Consider the following 19,154-nt stretch of genomic DNA (forward strand, 5'->3'; position numbering starts at 1 on the left):
CCTGTAGTCAAAGGCGGTTGCATTTGTTACCTGCCCTCTCATGCAGACGGGAACACTCATATCGCTCGCCCTCTATTTCATCGCCATGATCGGCATCGGACTGTGGGCGTGGAAGCGCTCGACCGATACGTCCGAAGGCTATCTGCTCGCCGGGCGTAACCTGCATCCGGCGGTTGCGGCGCTGTCTGCCGGCGCTTCTGACATGAGCGGCTGGCTGCTGCTCGGCCTGCCGGGCGCGCTCTATGCTGCTGGGCTCGTCGAAGCCTGGATCGGCATCGGACTGTTCGTGGGCGCGCTGGTCAACTGGGTGGTGGTCGCCCCCCGCCTGCGCCGGCAGACAGAGGATCTCGGCAATGCCCTGACGATCCCCGAATTCCTCGCCAACCGCTTCCCCGACAAGGCAGTGGCCCTGCGGGTGGTCTCGGCGCTGATCGTGGTGGTGTTCTTCGCGGTCTATACTGCGGCGGGCCTCGTCGGCGGCGGATTGCTATTCGAGACAAGCTTCGCGGGCATCCTGCCGGACTGGGGGATGAGCGATTACATGTGGGGCATCTGGATCACCGCGCTGGTGGTGCTGGCCTATACCATGGTCGGCGGGTTCCTCGCCGTCAGCCTGACCGACTTCGTGCAGGGCTGCATCATGGTGGTGGCTCTGGTGCTGATGCCGCTGGTGGTCATGTTCGGCGCGGGCGGCGAAGGCGGCGGTTCGCTGGCCGACGTACCGGTCGAAGGCTTCCTCAGCCTGACGCAGGGGCTGACGCTGCTGGGCTTCATCAGCGCGGTGACCTGGGGGCTCGGCTATTTCGGCCAGCCGCACATCATCGTGCGCTTCATGGCCATCGACACGGTCGAAAAGGTCAGGACCGCGCGCAACATCGGCATGACCTGGATGGGGGGCGCGCTGATCGGCTCGATCGGGATCGGCATAGCGGGCCGCGCCTATGTGGAGCGTAACGGCATCGTGGTGGACAATCCGGAGACGATCTTCATCGTCCTTGCGAACCTGCTGTTCCACCCGCTCATCACCGGCTTCCTGCTGGCAGCGCTGCTGGCGGCGATCATGTCGACGATCAGCTCGCAATTGCTGGTGGCGTCGAGTTCGCTGACGGAAGACTTCTACAAGCTCTTCCTGCGCAAGGATGCAGGCGAACGGGAAAGCGTCAACGTGGGCCGCATCTGCGTGGCGCTAGTGGCGCTGGCGGCCATCTGGGTCGCGAGTGATCCGGAGAGCCAGGTGCTCGGCCTTGTGTCCAACGCCTGGGCGGGCTTCGGCGCGGCCTTCGGCCCGCTGATCATCCTCTCGCTGGTGTGGGAAAAGATGACTGGGTCGGGTGCGGTGGCAGGCCTCGTGGTCGGCGCGGGCACGGTCGCGGCATGGATCGCGCTGGGCTGGAACAGCCAGCTGCCGGGCCTCGACGGCGGCCTGTATGAGATCGTGCCGGGCTTCATCGCAGCATGGCTGGCCATCGTGCTGGTGAGCAAGGCGACCTACTCCGCGCCCGAAGCACGGGCGGCCTGAGGTTCCCACGAGGGGCTTGTATCCTCGGCAAACCCGGGGTTAATCTGCCGCTCCTAGCGGGAGGGTGAGATGGCGAAAATTACCGGCCTCGGCGGCGTTTTCTATGTGGTGAAGGATCCCGAAGCCACCCGGGCGTGGTACCGCGACGTCCTGGGATTGGACGGCGAGTACGGTCCGCAGCTCAACTGGTCCGAGGAGACCGGCGAGAAGCCCTATTCGCTGGTCAGCCATTTCAAGGACGATCAGTACATCCAGCCCGGCAAGGGCGGCTTCATGATCAACCTGCGGGTCGACGATCTCGACGGCTTCGTCGCCCAGCTGAAAGGTATTGGCGTCGAAGTGCTCGACAGCGTCGATGAAGGCTATGGCAAGTTCGCCTGGCTGCTCGATCCCGACGGAGTGAAGATCGAATTGTGGGAACAGGTGGACGCGCCAGAATGATCAGGGGTCCATTCGTTTCCCGTTCACTATCATCGGCATAGGTTCGCTGGATGCGCGACTTCTCCCTCGCCATTCTCGCCATTGCCCTTGCCGGATGCGGCGTCGCGCCGGACACGCGCGAGCCGGTCTCCCGCGCGCCGACTTCCGGAAGTGGTTCGGCCAATTGGGAACGCCCGCAGGCCCGCCAGTGTATTGCAGAACTGGGCCGGTCAGGCTCGCAATTCGCTCCCCTTCCCGACCGGATGTACGGCGCAGGCTGCTCCACGCTCGACAGCGTCCAGCTTGAGCGGGTCGGCGGGGATCTCGGTCCGCTCACCGTGACCAATCTTGGACCACTTGCCTGCCCGCTCGCGAACGACTTTGCCGCCTGGGCGCGTTACGGTGTCGATCGCGCCGCCCGGCAGATACTCGGCAGCCCTCTGGTCCGGATCGAGACAATGGGCAGTTACTCTTGCCGCAACGTCGCAGGTACCGGGCGGCTATCCGCTCACTCCCGGGCAGAAGCCGTCGACATCGGCGCTTTCCTACTTGCCGATGGCAGGCGTATCAGCGTCAAGGACGGCTGGAACGCCAGTGCGAAAGAACGGGAATTCCTGCGTGTCGTCCATCGCAGTGCCTGCAAGCGGTTCGGCACGGTCCTGGGCCCTGATTACAATGCGGCGCATCATGATCATCTGCACCTCGAACAGGGGGACGGCAGTTTTTGCCGGTAATGCAGTGACCGAACGCTACCGTTCTAAGCGGCGCTGACTTGCCGCACGTCTTCCAGGCCTGCTTCGATGCAAATACGGACCGCTTCGGCGGGATGGTGGGCGCCAAGTTTGTTCATCATGTTGGCCCGATGGATTTCGACGGTCCGCGGGCTGATGCGCAGTTCATGCGCAATCATCTTGTTGCTGCGTCCTTCCGTCAGCCAGTCGAGTACCTCGCGTTCACGCGGGGATAAGCTGGCGATGCGGTTTCGAGCTTCGGTGATTTTCCGGCGGGCAAGGATATAGGATTGCGCTTCCTCGAGAATCCGCACCACCGCCTTTTGGAGACGATCTTCGCGTAGAGGGAGGCGGACATAATCGAAAGCGCCATTCTTTATCGCTTCCACGACCCGACCCGGTCGTGGATCGGCCGAAGTAGCAACCACCGGCAACCAGGCCCCGCGATCGGCAAGGTTGCGCACCATGCGGACGGGCTCCCCGTTTTCTTCGTCACGAACCAGGACGATACCTTCGGTCGGCAACACGGAAACGAACTCCGCAATATTGGAGTATATCTCGCAATGATGCCCCATCGCCAATCCGAGACGAGCTTGCCGAGCCCGTGATCGCGAAGACCCGTCTACGATGTGGAGTTTGGTGTGCTGTCCCATGTCTGCAAGAATGCACGATCAGACAGAATTCACAGTCCGCAAGATTACGGACCCTGCGATCACTTCACCATAAAGTTTTTTATATCAATAGATTACAAAAGAAAATTCAGGCAAATTCTCTAAGTAGGAACCCCTAATGCCAGACGAGCTCCGCAAAATTACCTAGTCGTCCTGACGATAGAAACTGTAGTCGGGAAGCGAATGGAAGGCGTTCTTGAGCGCGTCTCCCCAGCAGGTGGATATCACCTGGAAATAGCTGTCGTCATGGGCGACACGGTGCTGGTGTCCGGCTTCGTAGGTATCACGTTCGATCACCTGGAGATCCAGCGGTAGGCCCACCGAGAGGTTGGCCTTCAGCGTGGAATCGAAGCTGACCATCAGTAGCTTCACGCCATCCTCAAGGCTCATCTGCCGATCGTAACCGCGAATGATGATCGGACGGCCATACTTGGTCTCGCCGATCTGGAAGAAAGGCGTATCGAGGCTGGCTTCGATGAAGTTTCCTTCCGGATAGACCATGAACAGGCGCGGCTCCATGCCCTTGATCTGGCCTGCGACGATGATCGAAGCGGTAAAACGGCCCCTGCCCCTTGCGCCGTTCGCTTCCTGCCGTTCGCCGATGATGTTCCGCAGGAGCTTGCCGATCTCGGTCGCAACCTGGAACATGGTCGGCGATTTGAGCAGGATGTTGCCGCGCTCGTCGGGTTCCTTCGTGCGTTCCTCAAGCTGGCTGATGACCGCTTGCGTGGTCGCGAGATTGCCCGCCGTCATCAAGGTGATGATCCGGTCGCCCGGGATTTGCCAGGTGAACATCTTGCGAAATACCGAGATATTGTCGACGCCCGAATTGGTGCGCGTATCGCTCATGAGCACCAGGCCCTTGTCGAGCTTCATTCCCACGCAATAGGTCATAATCGTCTTTCGTTACTGCTGCTGCACGTGCTGCTGCTCTACCGCCACATCGACCTCCAGAACCTGCTGCATATTGCCGAAGCTGATGCCGGTGACGGGAGATGCATCGCGGTAATCGCGGCCCGTGGCAACGCGGACATATCGCTCATCCGGGCTGATGCCGTTGGAAATGTCGAAGCCGACCCAGCCCAGTCCGTCGACAAAGGCTTCGGCCCAGGCATGGGTCGCTTCCTGTTCGATGCGGTCGTTCATCATCAGATAGCCGGAGACATATCGCGCCGGCACATCGAGGGCGCGGGCAGCACCGATAAAGATATGCGCATGATCCTGGCAGACACCGTTTCTCGCCGCGTAGCTCTGTTCGGCAGTGGTGCTCCAGTCCGTGGTTCCGATCTTGTATTCCACCCGTTCGAGTGTGCTGCGAGAAAGTTCATGCAACATATCGAGCCGCTCGCCCTCGTAATTCCTCAGTTCGCGGACCAATTTCTCGATACCCGGCCCCGGCCGCGTCAGGCGCGTCTGGGAAAGGAAGCTCCACAGCGGCAGATGCCCTGCGTGCCTGCCGATCACGCCGGCATGATCGTGGGTATCGACCATCCCGCGGCACGTAATTCTGACTTCGTGCACATTCGGCTCAACCCCGACCAGCGTAGTCGTATTATGGTGCTGATCCTCGTAGGTCAGTTCCTCATGGGCGTTCTCGTATTCCATTTCCCATTCGAGAATTTCCTGCCCTTGCGTTTCCTTAGGCGTGAGCCGCAGGCGTTGAAGGGCATGAACGACCGGAGCGTCGAACAGATATCGGGTGGTATGGCGGATCGAAAGGCGCATCAGGCGAGAAACCTGTAGTCTGTGGAAATGGCTTCGGCGATGGCGGAATTGGACACAGTAAAATCGACGAGGAATTCATGGAGTCCCTGCTCGAATATCTCGTCGATACTGAGATCGTTGAGCCTGGTATCCGCATCGCGCATAAGGGCATTGCTCTCTCCTTCGGAGCCATGAAGGCGCGCCAATGCGGCCAGGTTTTCTCGCAGGGCCGAATGGCAGAAGGCCAGACTGCGCGGAAACCGATCGTCGAGGATCAGGAATTCGCAAATCCCGCGTGCATCGATCTGGCCCGCGTGGAGCCAGCGATAGGCGCGATCGCCCGAAACCGACCGCAGCACCGTATCCCATTGTCCCGTGTCGAGGCTGGAGCCGACATAGGAGAGCGAAGGCAGCAGCAGGTAGTATTTGATGTCGAGGATGCGCGCGACGGAATCGGCGCGTTCGATGAAAGTACCGGCGCGGGCGAAATGGAAACCTTCATCACGCAGCATCGAACCCGACATCGCGCCGTGGGCGAGCGTACCGGCACGGCGGATGGTTGCCACCGTGTCCAGCACGCGGTTCTCACCGACCGGCTTCGAGAGTTGTTCTTTTACTACGAGCCAGTTCTCGTTGATCGCTTCCCACAATTCCCCGCTGATGGCGTTTCGCGCGAGTCGCGCGTTCTGGCGGACGAGGCCGAACATCGACAGTATGCAGGCCGGATTGCTCTTTTCACGCAGCATGAAATTCCACGCCTGCATCCCGGTATAGCTTGCGTGCTTCGCCTCATACCCAGCCCTCTGGCCCGAAGTGGCGATCACCGAACGCCATTCTTCTTCCGCCGTGACGAGATCCTTGGTCAGGGCCATGCGCAGTCCGGCATCGAGCAGGCGCGCGGTATTCTCCGCCCGCTCGAGATAGCGGAACATCCAGAAAAGACCGTTGGCAGTGCGTCCGAGCATATCAGTCCTTCAGCACCCAGGTATCCTTGGTCCCGCCGCCCTGGCTGGAATTCACCACCAGCGAACCTTCCTTCAAGGCCACACGGGTCAGGCCACCCGGAGTAATGTCGATCTTGTCGGGTGAAACGAGCACGAAGGGTCGCAAATCAACATGCCGAGGTGCGAGCCCTTTCTTGGTGAAAATGGGACAGGTGGAGAGCGATAGCGTAGGCTGCGCAATGTAATTTTGCGGATTCTCGACGATCTTCGAGCGGAACTCCCCGATTTCTTTCTTCGAGGATGCGGGGCCGACCAGCATGCCATATCCGCCCGAGCCGTGGACCTCTTTCACCACCAACTCCTCCAGATTATCGAGCACGTATTTCAGGCTGTCCTCATCGGCACAGCGCCAGGTTTCGACATTGGGCAGCAGCGGCCTTTCCCCGGTGTAGAACTCTACGATGTCGGGCATGAAGGAATAGATCGCCTTGTCGTCGCAGACGCCCGTGCCGGGCGCATTGGCGATGGTGACCTTGCCCGAACGATAGACATCCATAATGCCCGGCACGCCCAGCACGCTGTCCGGATTGAAGGTCAGGGGATCCAGGAATTCGTCGTCCACGCGGCGATAGATCACGTCGACCGCCTTGTATCCGCTGGTGGTGCGCATGGCGACACGTCCGTCGACGACGCGAAGGTCGCTGCCTTCCACCAGTTCCGCGCCCATCTGGTCGGCGAGGAAGGCGTGCTCGAAATAGGCCGAATTGTAGATGCCCGGGGTGAGGACCGCCACGACAGGGCGCCCGCCCGAACGTTGCGGCGCGCAGGCCGCGAGGCTCTTGGCCAGACGGCGCGGATAATCCGAGACGCTTTCCACCGGGCAGCGCAGGAACAGCTCGGGAAACATCGCCATCATGGTTTCGCGATTTTCGAGCATGTAACTGACGCCCGACGGCGTCCGCGCATTGTCTTCCAGCACGTAGAACTCGTCCGGCCCGGTCCGCACAAGGTCGATCCCGACGATATGGGTATAGACGCCGCCCGGCGGCGTGAAGCCGACCATATTGGGTAGCCAGGCATCGTTGTGCCGCAGGAGGCGTTCGGGCAGCCTCCCCGCCCGAACGATCTCCTGCCGGTGATAGAGATCGTGCATGAAGGCGTTGAGCGCGCTGACGCGCTGCTCGATCCCGCGCGTCAGCCGGCGCCATTCGCCTGCATCGATGATGCGCGGAACCATGTCGAAGGGTATGAGACGTTCCTCCGCCTCGTCTTCACCGTAAACGTTGAAAGTGATTCCGGTCTTGCGGAAATTGGTTTCCGCTTCGGAATGCTTGCGCCGCAGCAGTTTCTGGTCCTGCCCGTCGTACCACTTGCAATAGTCGGCATAGGCGGGGCGCACTGTGCCATCGGGCTCACGCATTTCGTCGAAGAATTCGGCTGAGCCGTTCATGGATCCCCTGAATGTCCGGCAATCGCGAGGCAGGACACCTCGCTGTCTCACCTGATTAAAGGATTCAGGCGCGGTCCAGTTCCGAAAGAAGCGCGGACATTGCCTCGTTCGTCAAGACAAAACCCATATGCGAGCAGCGCAGCGCCACCGCGCGATCGCGTTCACCGGGCCTTCCGCAGGCGGACTTGGGTGCCACGATTCCGTCGCGCGGGCTCCACATGGCGACGGTTTCCACCGGCGGCTTTTCGGAGATCACGGTGTCGATTTCCGGCTCGTCCACCCGGTGACCGGCTATGGCCTGATAGGCACGCCAGCCATTGTTGGCACGCGGACTGCCTGAAAAGGGCGAGCCCATCGTCACGACCTTCTCGACCTTGTCGGGGTGTTTCTTGGCCAGTTCGCGCGCCATCACGCCGCCCAGACTCCAGCCCACGAGGACGAGCGGCTCTTGCTTGGTCCGGTACAGTTCGAGTAGCCGGTTCTCGACTTTCTCAAACCGATCGGCGGTGGCTCCCAGATTATAGCCCAGTCCCCACTTCTTGGCCGTATGACCGGCTTTTTCCAACTGCTTCGCCATCCAGCGCATACGGACGGGATGCGCACCGAAACCTGGCAACAGCATGATATTTTTCGGATTTTCAGCCGGGGATATTTCGAGCGGGGAAAGCCGCCGTTTTATCGGCTCCAGCGGCCAGAGGAATTCGCGCGCAAGGAGAAACGCCTTGGGGCCGCGAACGTCATCCGGGCGTGGCTCTGCAGCCAGAGCGAGCCTGCGCCCCCATTCCTGTCGGGTTTCATAAAAAGGTAACGTTGCCATCGTTTCGCAACAATGCACCGCATCGATGTCGGGTTCCTGAACGCGGCGCGTCAGCTTTCGCAATCGCCTATGCGTTCCTGCTGCGAACGTGAGACGAGTGTCATCGTCTCTCCGTCGGGACCATTCATTTCCATCGTCATCGTCGTGTCGGAAGATGTGCGCCCACCCTTGCCTTCAATCGTCATGCGCATCGTCCCCCGGCCCGGCTCCTGGCAAACCATGACCGCATCGATTTCGCCAGCTTCGATATCGAAGGTCTCGAAACTGCAATTGTCTTGTGCCTGAGCTTCACGAATAGCTTCTTCGAAGCCTTTCTGGGCTTCTTCTTCGGTAAGGCAATATTCGTTGGTCTGCGGGCCTTGGTCCAGCATCGCCCTCATCTGATCGCGCACCTGTTCCGGAGCGCCCGGCATCTGGACATCCACGAATTCTACGGTCGATCGATACTGCCCGGAATCTGGCTTCACGAATTCCCCGTCGCTCACAGCCGCCGCTTCCTCGATCGAAATCTTTCCGTCCCCGTCGGAATCCGTTTCGGAACTTCCGCAACCGGCGAGAGCGAATGCGGAAAGAGCGATCATAAAGCTGCGCGACATGGGTATCTCCGGTGACGAAGAGAACAAGCTAGCAGTCATGTGGAAGAGCGCAACAGAAGTTGCGCGCAAACCAACTGTTCCCATATGTGCGCGCATGGCCGAACTTGTTATCCGACGCGGACTCGAAGAACCTGACACCAGTGGTGAGTTCGTCCCTCACAAGCCTGCTCGGCCCGAAAAGTCGATGCCGGGCAGGAAGTTCAAGCTCGTCAGCGACTATACGCCCAGCGGCGACCAGCCGACTGCGATTGCCGAACTGGTGGGTTCTGCGCGGGAGGACGAACAGACACAGGTCCTTCTCGGCGTGACGGGTTCCGGCAAGACCTTCACCATGGCCAAGGTGATCGAGGAATTGCAGCGCCCCGCCCTGATCCTCGCGCCCAACAAGATTCTCGCCGCGCAGCTCTACGGCGAATTCAAGAGCTTCTTCCCCGAAAACGCGGTCGAGTATTTCGTCTCCTACTACGACTACTACCAGCCCGAAGCCTACGTCCCGCGCTCCGACACCTATATCGAGAAGGAAAGCTCGGTGAACGAGGCGATCGACCGGATGCGCCACTCGGCCACGCGCGCCCTGCTCGAACGCGACGACGTGATCATCGTCGCCTCGGTGTCCTGCCTTTACGGTATCGGTTCGGTCGAGACCTATTCGGCGATGATCTTCGACATCAAGAAGGGCGAGACCGTCGACCAGCGCGAGCTGATCCGCAAGCTGGTCGCGCTGCAATACAAGCGGAACGACGCGGCCTTCGCGCGCGGTAATTTCCGTGTGCGCGGCGACAGTCTCGAAATCTTCCCCTCGCACTATGAAGACATGGCCTGGCGGATCAGTTTCTTCGGTGACGAAATCGAGGAAATCAGCGAATTCGACCCGCTGACGGGCAAGAAAGGCGCCAGCCTCGAAAAGGTGCGCGTCTATGCCAATTCGCACTATGTCACGCCGGGGCCGACGATGAAGCAGGCATCCGAAGCCATCAAGTTCGAGCTGACCGAGCGGCTTAAGGAACTGCAGGAGGAAGGCCGCCTGCTCGAAGCACAGAGACTTGAGCAGCGGACCAATTTCGACCTCGAGATGATCGCCGCTACCGGCAGTTGCGCAGGGATCGAGAACTACAGCCGCTTCCTCACCGGACGCCTTCCCGGCGAACCACCGCCGACCCTGTTCGAATACCTGCCCGAAAACGCGCTGCTGTTCGTCGACGAAAGCCACCAGACCGTGCCGCAGATCGGCGCCATGTCGAAAGGCGACCACCGGCGCAAGATCACGCTCGCCGAACACGGATTCCGCCTGCCGTCCTGCATCGACAACCGACCGCTTCGCTTCAACGAGTGGGACGCGATGCGCCCGCAGACCTTCTGCGTTTCGGCAACTCCCGGCACTTGGGAAATGGAACAGACCGGCGGCGTCTTCGCCGAACAGGTCATCCGCCCCACCGGGCTGATCGATCCGCCAGTCGAGATCAAGCCGGTCGAGGACCAAGTCCAGGACTGTATCGAAGAATGCAAGAAGACCGCCAGGATGGGCTACAGAACGCTGGTCACCACGCTGACCAAGCGGATGGCGGAAGACCTCACCGAGTTCATGCACGAGGCGGGCGTCAAGGTGCGCTACATGCACTCCGATGTGGAGACGCTGGAGCGCATCGAGCTGATCCGCGACCTTCGGCTCGGCGTTTACGATGTGCTGGTGGGGATCAACCTGCTGCGCGAAGGGCTCGACATTCCCGAATGCGGGCTCGTTTGTATTCTCGATGCCGACAAGGAAGGCTTCCTGCGCTCGGAAACCTCACTGATTCAAACCATCGGTCGCGCCGCGCGTAACGTCGAAGGACGCGTGATCCTCTATGCCGACAGAGTGACCGGCTCGATGGAACGTGCCATCGCGGAAACCGACCGCCGCCGTGAAAAGCAACGCGCCTATAACGAAGAACACGGCATCACGCCGACCACTATCAAGCGCAATATCGCCGATATCGTCGCTCATACTGCATCGCAGGATGGCGTCACCGTCGACATCGGCGACGACGAGCGCAACAATCTCGTCGGGCATAATCTCCGCGCCTATATCGAAGACCTCGAGAAACGCATGCGCGCTGCCGCTGCCGATCTCGAATTCGAGGAAGCCGGCAGGCTGCGCGACGAAATCCGCCAGCTGGAGAACGACGAGCTCGGCCTCGGCCATGGTGAGAAGAAGGCACCGCGTGTAGGGCGCAGCGATGCGGGCCGCCCCGGCACACGCAAGACCCGCTATGGCAAGACGCGGTACAAACGGATGGGCGGCAAACCCTGATCGACAAGCGCATTTGACGCGCTTCGCCCCGCTTGTGCATAGGTCCGGCACATGAGGGGACTGAACATGATATCGAACTGCCGCCTGATCGCCCACCTAGCCGCCGCCAGCGCCCTTGCGCTGACACCGCAAGCCGTAACCGCTCAAAACGGCGAAGGCTCCGAAGCAAGCGCTGCAGAAAACATCGATCCGCAGATCAGGTCACGCGAACTGTCGGGCACCTTCGGTGGACAGCGTATGAGTTATACCGCCACCATTCGCGAAAATGTGCTGGAATCGGATGATGGCAAACCCGAAGCGGTGATGGTCACCACCAGCTATGTAAAGGATCCGCGCGACACTTCGCGCCCGGTATTCTTCATCTACAATGGCGGTCCCGGTTCGGGATCGGTGTGGTTGCAGATGGGGGCCTGGGGCCCGAAGCGCGTAGCAATACCCTCCGACGCCCGTGACGACGGCGCACCGCCCTATCCCCTCGTCGACAATCCCGACAGCCTGCTCGACGTGGCCGATCTCGTCTTCATCGATCCCCCGGGCACAGGCTTCAGTTATCTCACCGAGGGAACCGATCCGGAAAAATATTACGGCCTGCGGCAGGACGCAAAGGCCGTGGCCCAAATCATTCGCCGCTGGATCAACGATAACGGGCGCTGGAACAGCCCCAAATACCTTGGCGGAGAAAGCTACGGCACCAGCCGGACCGCCATGGTCGTGGATGAACTGGAAGGCGGCACCTATAACGATGTCGGTCTCAACGGGCTGATACTCGTTTCGACCATCCTCGATTTTGCCGGACGGGAGCCCACGCCGGGTAACGAGATGGCCTATATCGTCACCCTGCCCAACATGGCTGCCGCCGCCTATTACCACGGCAAGGTCGAAGCGCCCTCGGTGGAAGCCATCGCAGAAGAAGCGCGCCAGTTCGCCATCGGTCCTTACGCTACCGCGCTGCTCAAAGGACAGGACCTGCGGGATGCCGAGCGCGCCGCGGTTCGCGCCGAGCTTGCCCGGTTAACGGGCCTTTCGGAAACCTATCTCGACAATGCCGATTTGCGCGTGACCTCGCAGCGCTTCTACAAGGAACTGCTGCGGGATCGCGGACTTACCATCGGCCGCCTCGATGCGCGCTATACGGGCCGCGATTTCGACAATGCGGGTGAAACGCCAGACAACGATCCCAGCTTTTACGGAATCGATGCCGGCTATACCGCCGCCATCAACCAGTGGGCGCGCGAGACGCTCGGCTTCAAGACCGACCGTGAATACCAGTCGATCGGGCGCGAACCGGGCCAGCATTGGGACTGGTCACTTGGGCAATATGGCCGCAACGCTTATCTCAACGTCACCCCCTTCATCGGCAAGGCGATGCGCGAGAATTCGCAGCTGCGCCTGTTCAACGCGCAGGGCTGGTACGACTTCGCCACGCCATTTTTCGGCGCGGAATATTCGCTCAATCGCTTCGGCATCCCGCAGGACCGATTGACCTTCGAATATTATGATGCCGGCCACATGATGTATATTCGCGACGAAGATCGGGCAAAACTGTCTGCGGATTTGCGCGAGTTCATCAGGGCGCGTTGACGATCCAGTCGGGATGCGCATAGCAGCGCCGATGGTTCGCTACGGTTGCTTCCCCTTCGTATTGTGTCTCGCTGCGTGCAATCCCCCAGCTTCGGAGGATTACATGAGCCGTCCGGGCGTGGTCGAGGAACGCGCTGCGCCTGCGAAACCGATAGATTCACCCGATACCGAAGATGCTGCCTGGGCGATGAGCGAAACCAGCGGGCGATTGCTCTACGGCAAGCCTGGACATGCGCCGCTGCTGTCGCTGGCGTGCGAGGATAGTATGCTGGTCTATACCCGCTATGTCGCCGCCGACCCGAATGCGAAAGCGGTGCTGGCCCTGATCGGCAACGGCCATGTCGAACGGCTCTGGATCGATGCCGAAGAGGATGAGGAACGCTGGCTCTGGCGCGGCAGGCTGGCCGCTGACGATCCGCGCCTCGAAGTCCTGACCGGACCCCGGAGAGTGGAGGCCACCGTGCCCGGAGCGGGATCGGTAACACTCAACGCAAGCCGCGCCCCGGGCGAGTTCATCACCGCCTGCGCAGCCGAACTTACTCCGCCGCCAGTTCCGCCAGAAGATCCGGCGTAAGCACCTGCGGCAGTTGCCGCGCTTCGCCGCCGGGCGGATACCAGAAATAGAGCGGAACGCCTGCAGCGCCTTGCTCGGACAGGAAGGCTGCGATTTCCTCGTCGCGCCGCGTCCAGTCTCCGCGCAGCGCAATAACGCCTGCCTTATCGAAAGCCTCGCGGGTTTCCTCGCGTTCGATCGCCACGCTTTCGTTGACCTTGCAGGTCACACACCAGTCGGCGGTGAACCACACGAACACCGGCTGGCCGCTGGCCCTTGCTTCGGCCAGTGCGCGCTCGGAGAACGGCAGGGGGTTCAGCAGGCTTTCGTTTTCGGTGCGCGCTGTCGCGGATGGCTCGGGCAACAGCGCAAGTCCCGCAATGGAAAGAACCAGCGTTCCGGCCATTACCGCCCGCCAGCGTGAACCCGCGTCGCACTGCATCCGGCCGGCGAGATAAAGCAGGACCAGCAGGAGAGCCACGAACACCCCAGCGATTAGCAGGTATTGAGCACCCCCGATACGCCAGACCAGCCACGCCAGCGCCAGCACCGTCAACCCCATCGGCAACGCCATCCAGCGCCGGAACCGTTCCATCCATGGACCGGGCTTCGGCAGACGGCGGCGGAACGCAGGAATGAACCCGACAAGCAGGAACGGCAGCGCAAGGCCGACACCGAGCATGGTGAAGATCAGCATGCCCTCGGTGGGCGGCAGGACTATCGCCGCGCCCAGAGCGAGGGCCATGAACGGCCCCGTGCAGGGAGTGGCGACGAAGGCTGCCAGAAGGCCTGTCGCAAAAGATCCCCCGGGCGAGGCTGCGCGGCCGGAAAGCGCCATTCCCGGCACCTCGAAAAGGCTGAGGAAATTGGCCGTGATCGCAACTGCCAGAAGCAGGAGACCCACCACCACGCGGGGTTCCTGAAGCTGGAAGGCCCAGCCCACCTGCTCGCCTGCGGAACGCAGGATCAGCACCAGCGCGCCCAGCGCGGCACAAGCCAGCACGACCCCCGCCGTATAGGCCAGCGCATCGCGCCGCGCCGACAGTTCGTCTCCGCCCGCCTTCGCGAGCGACAGCGCCTTGAGGCTAAGAATAGGAAAGACGCAGGGCATGATGTTCAGCAGGACCCCGCCTGCCAGCGAAGCCAGCAACAGCACCCACAGGGCGGGTATCTCGACCGGGCCGCTCAGCGGCTCAGCCCCTTCCAGAGGGACGTCGCGTGGTTCAGCGGTGAAGCGGACCCCCTGCCCCTCGCCGAACGACAGGATGCCGGAAATGCTTGCGGGCCGGGTACCGGTCTCCACCCCCGCAAGCTGCTTCAGGGGAATCTCCACCACCAGCAGATCGCCTTCACGAATGAAGGTCTGCATCGCGGCATAGTCTGGTGTGAGGCCGCCACCGAGTTCGGCCGTCTCCACGAAAAGATGAAGATCGCCGAGTTCGAGATCCGCCGGCAGCGGGAGGCCGATGCGCAAAGTTTTCTGCGTGATTTCATAACCGGCTATGCTGTCGAGTTGCGGCGCGATGGCCGCCTGCCAGCTCTTGAAATCGCCGCCTTCGCGCACTGTCAGCCGTGCGTCTTGTGGAACGCAAATCCGGTCGGTGCAGGCGAGATAGGAAACGAAACCAGTGATCGGAGCGAAATTGCCAACCGCAGCACTTTCCGGAACCTCGACTGGTACCAGCACCGCATATTCGCCCTCGTAAATATGGTTCATCAACCCGGCGATCACCAGCGTCTGCGGAACGGGATAGAGCGGTTCGCCAGCGGTCCAGCCTTGCGGCAGGTCGAGGTCGAGCGCCATGCCCTGCCCGGCATCGCCCGGATTGGACCAGTATCCGTGCCATTCCTCGCTCCTGGGCGTGAATTGCAGCGCGAGCATCCAGGTCTCGCCCGGTACCGGTGGACCATCGCTGCGCAGTTCGACGGCGATATTCTCGTCGCCGAAACGCGCATCCTGCGCTTGCAGCATTGCCGGCAGAAGGCAGAACAGCGCCGCCACTACAAGCGCCAGCGCGCCGCGCACCGCGTCCATTCTGCTTGCTTCGATCACGCCCTGCGCATTAGGGACTGCCTCCATGACAGACAAGCGCGACCTGCTTATCCTCGGCGGCGGCCTCGTCGGCACCACGCTGGCACTTGCCGCGGCGAAGAAGGGGCTTTCGAGCCACCTCGTCGACCGGGCAGACCCTGCCGATCTGACCGCGGAGGGCTTCGATGGCCGCGCTTCGGCGATTTCCACCGCAAGTTGGCGGCTGTTTCGCAATATCGGCCTCGCCTCGACTCTCGAGCCGCATGGCTGCGAGATCGAGGCCATCGCCGTCGTCGACCAGATGAAACCGGGCCGGATCGATTTCCGCCCCGAGCCGCACGAAGGCACGCTGGGCCGTATGTTCGCCAACCGGCAATTGCGCATCGCGCTGTTCGAAGCAGCCAAGGCGGAGCCGCTGATTGCCATACATGCGCCGGTCGAAGTGACGAGCCGCCACCGCGATGCCTTTTCGGTCAGTGCGACACTGTCCGATGGCACGGTCCTCGAAGCCGATCTCCTCGTCGGGGCGGAAGGGCGCGGATCGCCCACCCGTGAAGAAGCCGAACTCAAAATGGCGAGCTGGGATTATTCGCACCGCGCCATCATCACCGGGCTGAACCATTCGAAGCCGCACGAGGGCGTCGCATGGGAGATTTTCTACGAGGACGGCCCCTTCGCCCTCCTCCCGATGCTCAACGGGCCCGGCGGAGAACACCGTAGCGCGCTGGTCTGGACGGTGGACGAGAAGGATGCTGCAGGCGTCCTCAAGATGGGGGACCGTGCCTTCCTAGCCGAGGTCGAGAAGCGCATGGGCAATATCCTCGGCACGCTCGAACTCAACAGCGGGCGATCCTCCTATCCGCTCAGCTTCCAGCACACCGCACGCATTGTTGGCGAGCGCATGGCGCTGGTAGGCGATAGCGCACATGGTATGCATCCGATTGCCGGTCAGGGTCTCAACCTCGGCCTGCGCGATGTCGGTGCGCTGGTGGAGGTGCTGGAAGAGGCACGCCGGCTCGGGCTCGACCTGGGAGATGCGCAGGTTCTCGAACGCTACGAAAAATGGCGTGCGCTCGATTCGATCATGGTCATGGGTGCCACGGATACTCTCACCCGTCTGTTCGGAGTCCCCGGAAAGACAGCCAGCGCCATCCGCCGTCTGGGAATGGCCGGAGTGCAGCGTTCGGGCTGGCTCAAGCGCTTCTTCATGGACGAGGCGCGCGGCGTTTCGGGCGACGTGCCCGAATTGATGAAATCCTAAGCTGAGCTCCCGCCGGACCTATTCGTCGGCAGGACTGGGCTGCGAAATCCGATTGCCCGCCCCGTCGCGCAGGCGGCGCGGTTCAAGCACGGCGGCGGTTTCGATCAGGTCCAGCGCACGCTGGGTCGCGGCGAAGCGTTCGGCATCGCGCAGCCAGCCCTGAGCATTCGCCGCGCCGGGCATGTTGCGCACTTCGGCCACGGCACTGTCGACCCGGCCGCTGAGGAGGAACAACCGGGCCCGCTCGATACGCATTTCGGGCTGAGGCGAGGGAGCGCTTTCACGGCGGATGGTGAAGAGCGCGCCCAGCTCCTCACGAAATCGTTCGAGCCCGCCACGATCATCGCCCGATTGTAGCTGGGGCGAAAGCCCGTCGAGCCGCGCGATCAGCTGATCCAGCGTAACGGGATCGCGTGAAAAGGTCAGGATGGTGTTGACCGCATTGGGCAAGGCATCGCCGAAGCGGAGCCGCAACTGGTCGGAAAGATAGCCTAGTTCCGCACCCTTCTCGATGGCGCGGCGTATCGCGAAGGCGATCAGGAGCCCTTCGGCGCGCGCCGCATTGCCTGCCGCTGCCTGTGCCTGCAGGTCGAGGCGGGAGAGGCGTTGCTCGGCGGCGGCCAGACGCTGGTCGATCCCGCCCTGCGTTTCGGCCATCTGTTCGACGTCCTGCGCGGAAGAGGTTTCTGTGGCGCGCGGGGTCGGTTGCGGGCTGCTCTCTTCGGCAGCCTCAGTAGCAACCGCCATTTGCGGCGTATCGGCGGCGCTTTCGTCCGCGGCCGAATTGCTCCGCCAGCTTATATAGCCGACCAGCCCCGCGCCGAGCGCGAAAGATCCGACCACGGCCAGCAACATGGGCCGCATGCTGGTGCGCCTGACCCGATTGCTCGAATACTCGTCCATTTCACTCCAATCCGTGACCCGCGCGCCGCTACCCTGGCGCCGCGTCATTCCCGGCGTTCAGCCTTGGCACAAAGCCTTCGCCAAGACCAGTAGCTCGGCATCGACCGGTTGCCCGGCGGTATGAACGGCTTCCCACCCATTTCCTGCGATGCCGGCGATACGCGGGCCGAGCGCGGCGATGGTGATAGTCTTACGGTCGATACCCAACCGTTCGCATTCCTCATGCAAGCGCCGCGCTGCCTCGCCCGAATGCAGCAACACTACCCCACCCTCTTCGCGCAGGAGCTTACTCACCGAAGGTGACATTTCCAGTGGGGTGGTACGATAGACGACGCAAGTTTCGATAGAGATACCGTCAGGCGGCGTCAGCGAGACCATCTTTTCCCCCGCCAGCCGCAGGAAGGCAAGATCGCGACCCGCGACGTCGTCGAGCAGGTTCTGCAATCCGCCCTTGCCCGTCAGCGTGACCATGAAGCCCTTTTCTCGCGCGCCTTCGGCAGTGGCTTCGCCTACCGCGTAGACTGGCAATCCTTCCAGCTTTTCCAGCTCGAAGCCGCCGTGGCGGAAGACATTGGAACTGCCCACCAGCAATGCGTCGAAATCATCGCGCGGCGGCGCGGACCATTCCACCGGCCTCACCTCGAACAGCGAGCACCCCATTGCCTCCAGCCCGGAAGCTTTTGCCGTTTCGAGTGTCACGCGAAGGCCTGGCTCTGGACGGAAGACGAAGAGGTTACGCATCAACCGGCAATACCGAAGTGCGCAGCTATATGTTCCGGCGCTTCGGCAAGTAAATCCCGGGCCAGATTGCGCGGCGCGTCGAGGTCGGCAGGTTCGAAGAGGGTCTCGCCAGCGATCCGTATGGAACCGTCGGGACTGAAAATAACCGCGGTCAGGTGTAGCCGCTGCCCTTCGCGGCGGGTCAGAGCGGCGATCGGACTGTGGCATGATCCGCCCAGCCCTTCGAGCAGGGCGCGCTCTGCCAGCACTTCCTCGCGGCTTGGTGCGTGGTCTATTGCCCGGAGCAATTCTCTCGTTTCCTCGTCCCCGGCGCGGCATTCCAGGCCGATTGCCGCCTGCGCGGGCGCCGGAAGCCATTCTTTTGGATCGAGGCGGGTTCCCACCGCATCTTCGCCCAGTCGGGCAAGTCCGGCGGCGGCAAGGAAAGTCGCGTCCGCTTCGCCCGCCTGCAATTTCGCCATGCGCGTCGCCACATTGCCACGGATGCCAACTACTTCGAGATCCGGCCTTGCATTGAGCAATTGCGCGGCGCGGCGCGGCGCGCTGGTACCGACCCGCGAACCCTGAGGGATCGCATCGAGCGACCTTGCACCCAGCAGCACGTCAGCTTTGTCCGCCCGCGGGAGGATAGCGCCAATGGCGATCTCTTCCGGCCGGATGGTCTCGACATCCTTCATCGAATGGACTGCCGCATCGATCCTGCCGTCGGCGAGACAGATATCGAGCTCGCGGGTCCATAGCGCCTTGCCGCCGATATCGGCCAGCGGACGGTCCTGAATCTTGTCCCCGCTCGCAATAACGGGGACGAGTTCTACCTGTGCTTCGTCCCAGCCGAGTGCCGCGCACAATCGCGCGCGTGCCTCGTGCGCCTGCGCCATGGCAAGCGGAGATCGGCGGGTTCCAAGGCGGAGAGATGGCTTTGCTGGCATGGTGCGCGCTTG

Annotated in this window: 18 protein-coding genes; 7 read left to right on the forward strand and 11 right to left on the reverse strand. The window is 62.0% G+C overall.

Translation table 11 applies throughout. From position 1 onward, the window contains the following. Nucleotides 1-40 precede the first annotated feature (40 nt). From putP to AC13CE_RS02700, 3 genes are all read left to right on the forward strand, one after another. Nucleotides 41-1,519 carry a sodium/proline symporter PutP gene (gene putP / locus AC13CE_RS02690; protein WP_482971389.1) on the forward strand — a complete coding sequence of 493 codons (1,479 nt, stop codon included), beginning with the start codon at nucleotides 41-43 and terminating at the stop codon, nucleotides 1,517-1,519. A gap of 69 nt (nucleotides 1,520-1,588) precedes the next feature. Further along, entirely contained in the window at nucleotides 1,589-1,960 is a 372-nt protein-coding gene (locus AC13CE_RS02695) for a VOC family protein (protein WP_482971390.1), read from the forward strand. Between the two features lie 50 nt (nucleotides 1,961-2,010). Beyond that, entirely contained in the window at nucleotides 2,011-2,673 is a 663-nt protein-coding gene (locus AC13CE_RS02700) for an extensin family protein (RefSeq protein ID WP_221539284.1), read from the forward strand. A 23-nt stretch (nucleotides 2,674-2,696) separates the two neighbouring features. Here AC13CE_RS02700 and AC13CE_RS02705 read toward each other — a convergent pair whose 3' ends face one another. From AC13CE_RS02705 to AC13CE_RS02735, 7 genes are all read right to left on the reverse strand, one after another. After that, entirely contained in the window at nucleotides 2,697-3,197 is a 501-nt protein-coding gene (locus tag AC13CE_RS02705; protein ID WP_482971391.1) for a response regulator transcription factor, read from the reverse strand. Between the two features lie 288 nt (nucleotides 3,198-3,485). Then, the gene (locus AC13CE_RS02710) at nucleotides 3,486-4,235 is read right to left on the reverse strand and encodes a proteasome-type protease (protein WP_482971392.1); all 750 of its coding nucleotides are present in this window, start codon (nucleotides 4,233-4,235) and stop codon (nucleotides 3,486-3,488) included. A 12-nt stretch (nucleotides 4,236-4,247) separates the two neighbouring features. Further along, entirely contained in the window at nucleotides 4,248-5,066 is an 819-nt protein-coding gene (locus AC13CE_RS02715) for a transglutaminase family protein (protein ID WP_482971393.1), read from the reverse strand. Then, nucleotides 5,066-6,010, reverse strand: coding sequence for an alpha-E domain-containing protein (locus tag AC13CE_RS02720; RefSeq protein WP_473821263.1), 945 nt, complete (start codon nucleotides 6,008-6,010; stop codon nucleotides 5,066-5,068). Before AC13CE_RS02720 ends, AC13CE_RS02715 begins: the two co-directional genes overlap by 1 nt. A gap of 1 nt (nucleotide 6,011) precedes the next feature. Continuing rightward, a complete protein-coding gene (locus tag AC13CE_RS02725) occupies nucleotides 6,012-7,439 on the reverse strand; it encodes a circularly permuted type 2 ATP-grasp protein (RefSeq protein WP_482971394.1) in 1,428 nt (475 codons plus the stop codon). 64 nt (nucleotides 7,440-7,503) lie between these two features. Beyond that, nucleotides 7,504-8,319 (reverse strand): esterase/lipase family protein, encoded by an 816-nt coding sequence (locus AC13CE_RS02730; protein WP_482971395.1) that lies wholly within the window; start codon nucleotides 8,317-8,319, stop codon nucleotides 7,504-7,506. Further along, nucleotides 8,307-8,852 carry a DUF3617 domain-containing protein gene (locus tag AC13CE_RS02735; RefSeq protein WP_482971396.1) on the reverse strand — a complete coding sequence of 182 codons (546 nt, stop codon included), beginning with the start codon at nucleotides 8,850-8,852 and terminating at the stop codon, nucleotides 8,307-8,309. Before AC13CE_RS02735 ends, AC13CE_RS02730 begins: the two co-directional genes overlap by 13 nt. Nucleotides 8,853-8,946: 94 nt before the next feature. Between AC13CE_RS02735 and uvrB the strand changes: the two genes are divergently transcribed. The 3 genes from uvrB (at nucleotide 8,947) to AC13CE_RS02750 (ending at nucleotide 13,297) form a co-directional block, all read left to right on the forward strand. Next, on the forward strand, nucleotides 8,947-11,142 hold the full coding sequence (uvrB, locus tag AC13CE_RS02740) for an excinuclease ABC subunit UvrB (RefSeq protein ID WP_482971397.1): 2,196 nt from the start codon (nucleotides 8,947-8,949) through the stop codon (nucleotides 11,140-11,142). A gap of 51 nt (nucleotides 11,143-11,193) precedes the next feature. Continuing rightward, on the forward strand, nucleotides 11,194-12,723 hold the full coding sequence (locus AC13CE_RS02745; protein WP_482971398.1) for a S10 family peptidase: 1,530 nt from the start codon (nucleotides 11,194-11,196) through the stop codon (nucleotides 12,721-12,723). 103 nt (nucleotides 12,724-12,826) lie between these two features. Continuing rightward, the gene (locus AC13CE_RS02750) at nucleotides 12,827-13,297 is read left to right on the forward strand and encodes a hypothetical protein (RefSeq protein ID WP_482971399.1); all 471 of its coding nucleotides are present in this window, start codon (nucleotides 12,827-12,829) and stop codon (nucleotides 13,295-13,297) included. On the opposite strand, the gene AC13CE_RS02755 is transcribed toward AC13CE_RS02750, so the two are convergent. Beyond that, nucleotides 13,260-15,356, reverse strand: coding sequence for a protein-disulfide reductase DsbD family protein (locus AC13CE_RS02755; protein ID WP_482971400.1), 2,097 nt, complete (start codon nucleotides 15,354-15,356; stop codon nucleotides 13,260-13,262). The two genes, AC13CE_RS02750 and AC13CE_RS02755, sit on opposite strands and share 38 nt — an antisense overlap. Between AC13CE_RS02755 and AC13CE_RS02760 the strand changes: the two genes are divergently transcribed. Further along, the gene (locus AC13CE_RS02760; protein ID WP_482971401.1) at nucleotides 15,355-16,569 is read left to right on the forward strand and encodes an FAD-dependent monooxygenase; all 1,215 of its coding nucleotides are present in this window, start codon (nucleotides 15,355-15,357) and stop codon (nucleotides 16,567-16,569) included. The two genes, AC13CE_RS02755 and AC13CE_RS02760, sit on opposite strands and share 2 nt — an antisense overlap. An 18-nt stretch (nucleotides 16,570-16,587) precedes the next feature. On the opposite strand, the gene AC13CE_RS02765 is transcribed toward AC13CE_RS02760, so the two are convergent. From AC13CE_RS02765 to hemC, 3 genes are read right to left on the reverse strand one after another with little or no spacing between them, the layout of a single operon-like run. After that, nucleotides 16,588-17,520 (reverse strand): hypothetical protein, encoded by a 933-nt coding sequence (locus tag AC13CE_RS02765; protein WP_482971402.1) that lies wholly within the window; start codon nucleotides 17,518-17,520, stop codon nucleotides 16,588-16,590. Nucleotides 17,521-17,529: 9 nt separating this feature from the next. Further along, complete coding sequence (locus tag AC13CE_RS02770; RefSeq protein WP_482971403.1) at nucleotides 17,530-18,171, reverse strand: uroporphyrinogen-III synthase; 642 nt, start codon at nucleotides 18,169-18,171, stop codon at nucleotides 17,530-17,532. A gap of 41 nt (nucleotides 18,172-18,212) precedes the next feature. Further along, a complete protein-coding gene (gene hemC, locus AC13CE_RS02775; RefSeq protein ID WP_482971404.1) occupies nucleotides 18,213-19,142 on the reverse strand; it encodes a hydroxymethylbilane synthase in 930 nt (309 codons plus the stop codon). Nucleotides 19,143-19,154: the final 12 nt, after the last annotated feature.

The organism is Qipengyuania sp. B-5, from assembly GCF_056857815.1.

Bases quoted from the DNA above. Each gene is read 5' to 3' on its own strand.
- AC13CE_RS02710 (WP_482971392.1), bottom strand. From the start codon at position 4,235: ATGACCTATTGCGTGGGAATGAAGCTCGACAAGGGCCTGGTGCTCATG.
- AC13CE_RS02725 (WP_482971394.1), bottom strand. From the start codon at position 7,439: ATGAACGGCTCAGCCGAATTCTTCGACGAAATGCGTGAGCCCGATGGC.
- AC13CE_RS02695 (WP_482971390.1), top strand. From the start codon at position 1,589: ATGGCGAAAATTACCGGCCTCGGCGGCGTTTTCTATGTGGTGAAGGAT.
- AC13CE_RS02735 (WP_482971396.1), bottom strand. From the start codon at position 8,852: ATGTCGCGCAGCTTTATGATCGCTCTTTCCGCATTCGCTCTCGCCGGT.
- AC13CE_RS02755 (WP_482971400.1), bottom strand. From the start codon at position 15,356: ATGGAGGCAGTCCCTAATGCGCAGGGCGTGATCGAAGCAAGCAGAATG.
- AC13CE_RS02750 (WP_482971399.1), top strand. From the start codon at position 12,827: ATGAGCCGTCCGGGCGTGGTCGAGGAACGCGCTGCGCCTGCGAAACCG.
- uvrB (WP_482971397.1), top strand. From the start codon at position 8,947: ATGGCCGAACTTGTTATCCGACGCGGACTCGAAGAACCTGACACCAGT.
- putP (WP_482971389.1), top strand. From the start codon at position 41: ATGCAGACGGGAACACTCATATCGCTCGCCCTCTATTTCATCGCCATG.
- AC13CE_RS02720 (WP_473821263.1), bottom strand. From the start codon at position 6,010: ATGCTCGGACGCACTGCCAACGGTCTTTTCTGGATGTTCCGCTATCTC.
- AC13CE_RS02715 (WP_482971393.1), bottom strand. From the start codon at position 5,066: ATGCGCCTTTCGATCCGCCATACCACCCGATATCTGTTCGACGCTCCG.
- AC13CE_RS02765 (WP_482971402.1), bottom strand. From the start codon at position 17,520: ATGACGCGGCGCCAGGGTAGCGGCGCGCGGGTCACGGATTGGAGTGAA.
- hemC (WP_482971404.1), bottom strand. From the start codon at position 19,142: ATGCCAGCAAAGCCATCTCTCCGCCTTGGAACCCGCCGATCTCCGCTT.
- AC13CE_RS02745 (WP_482971398.1), top strand. From the start codon at position 11,194: ATGAGGGGACTGAACATGATATCGAACTGCCGCCTGATCGCCCACCTA.
- AC13CE_RS02700 (WP_221539284.1), top strand. From the start codon at position 2,011: ATGCGCGACTTCTCCCTCGCCATTCTCGCCATTGCCCTTGCCGGATGC.
- AC13CE_RS02760 (WP_482971401.1), top strand. From the start codon at position 15,355: ATGACAGACAAGCGCGACCTGCTTATCCTCGGCGGCGGCCTCGTCGGC.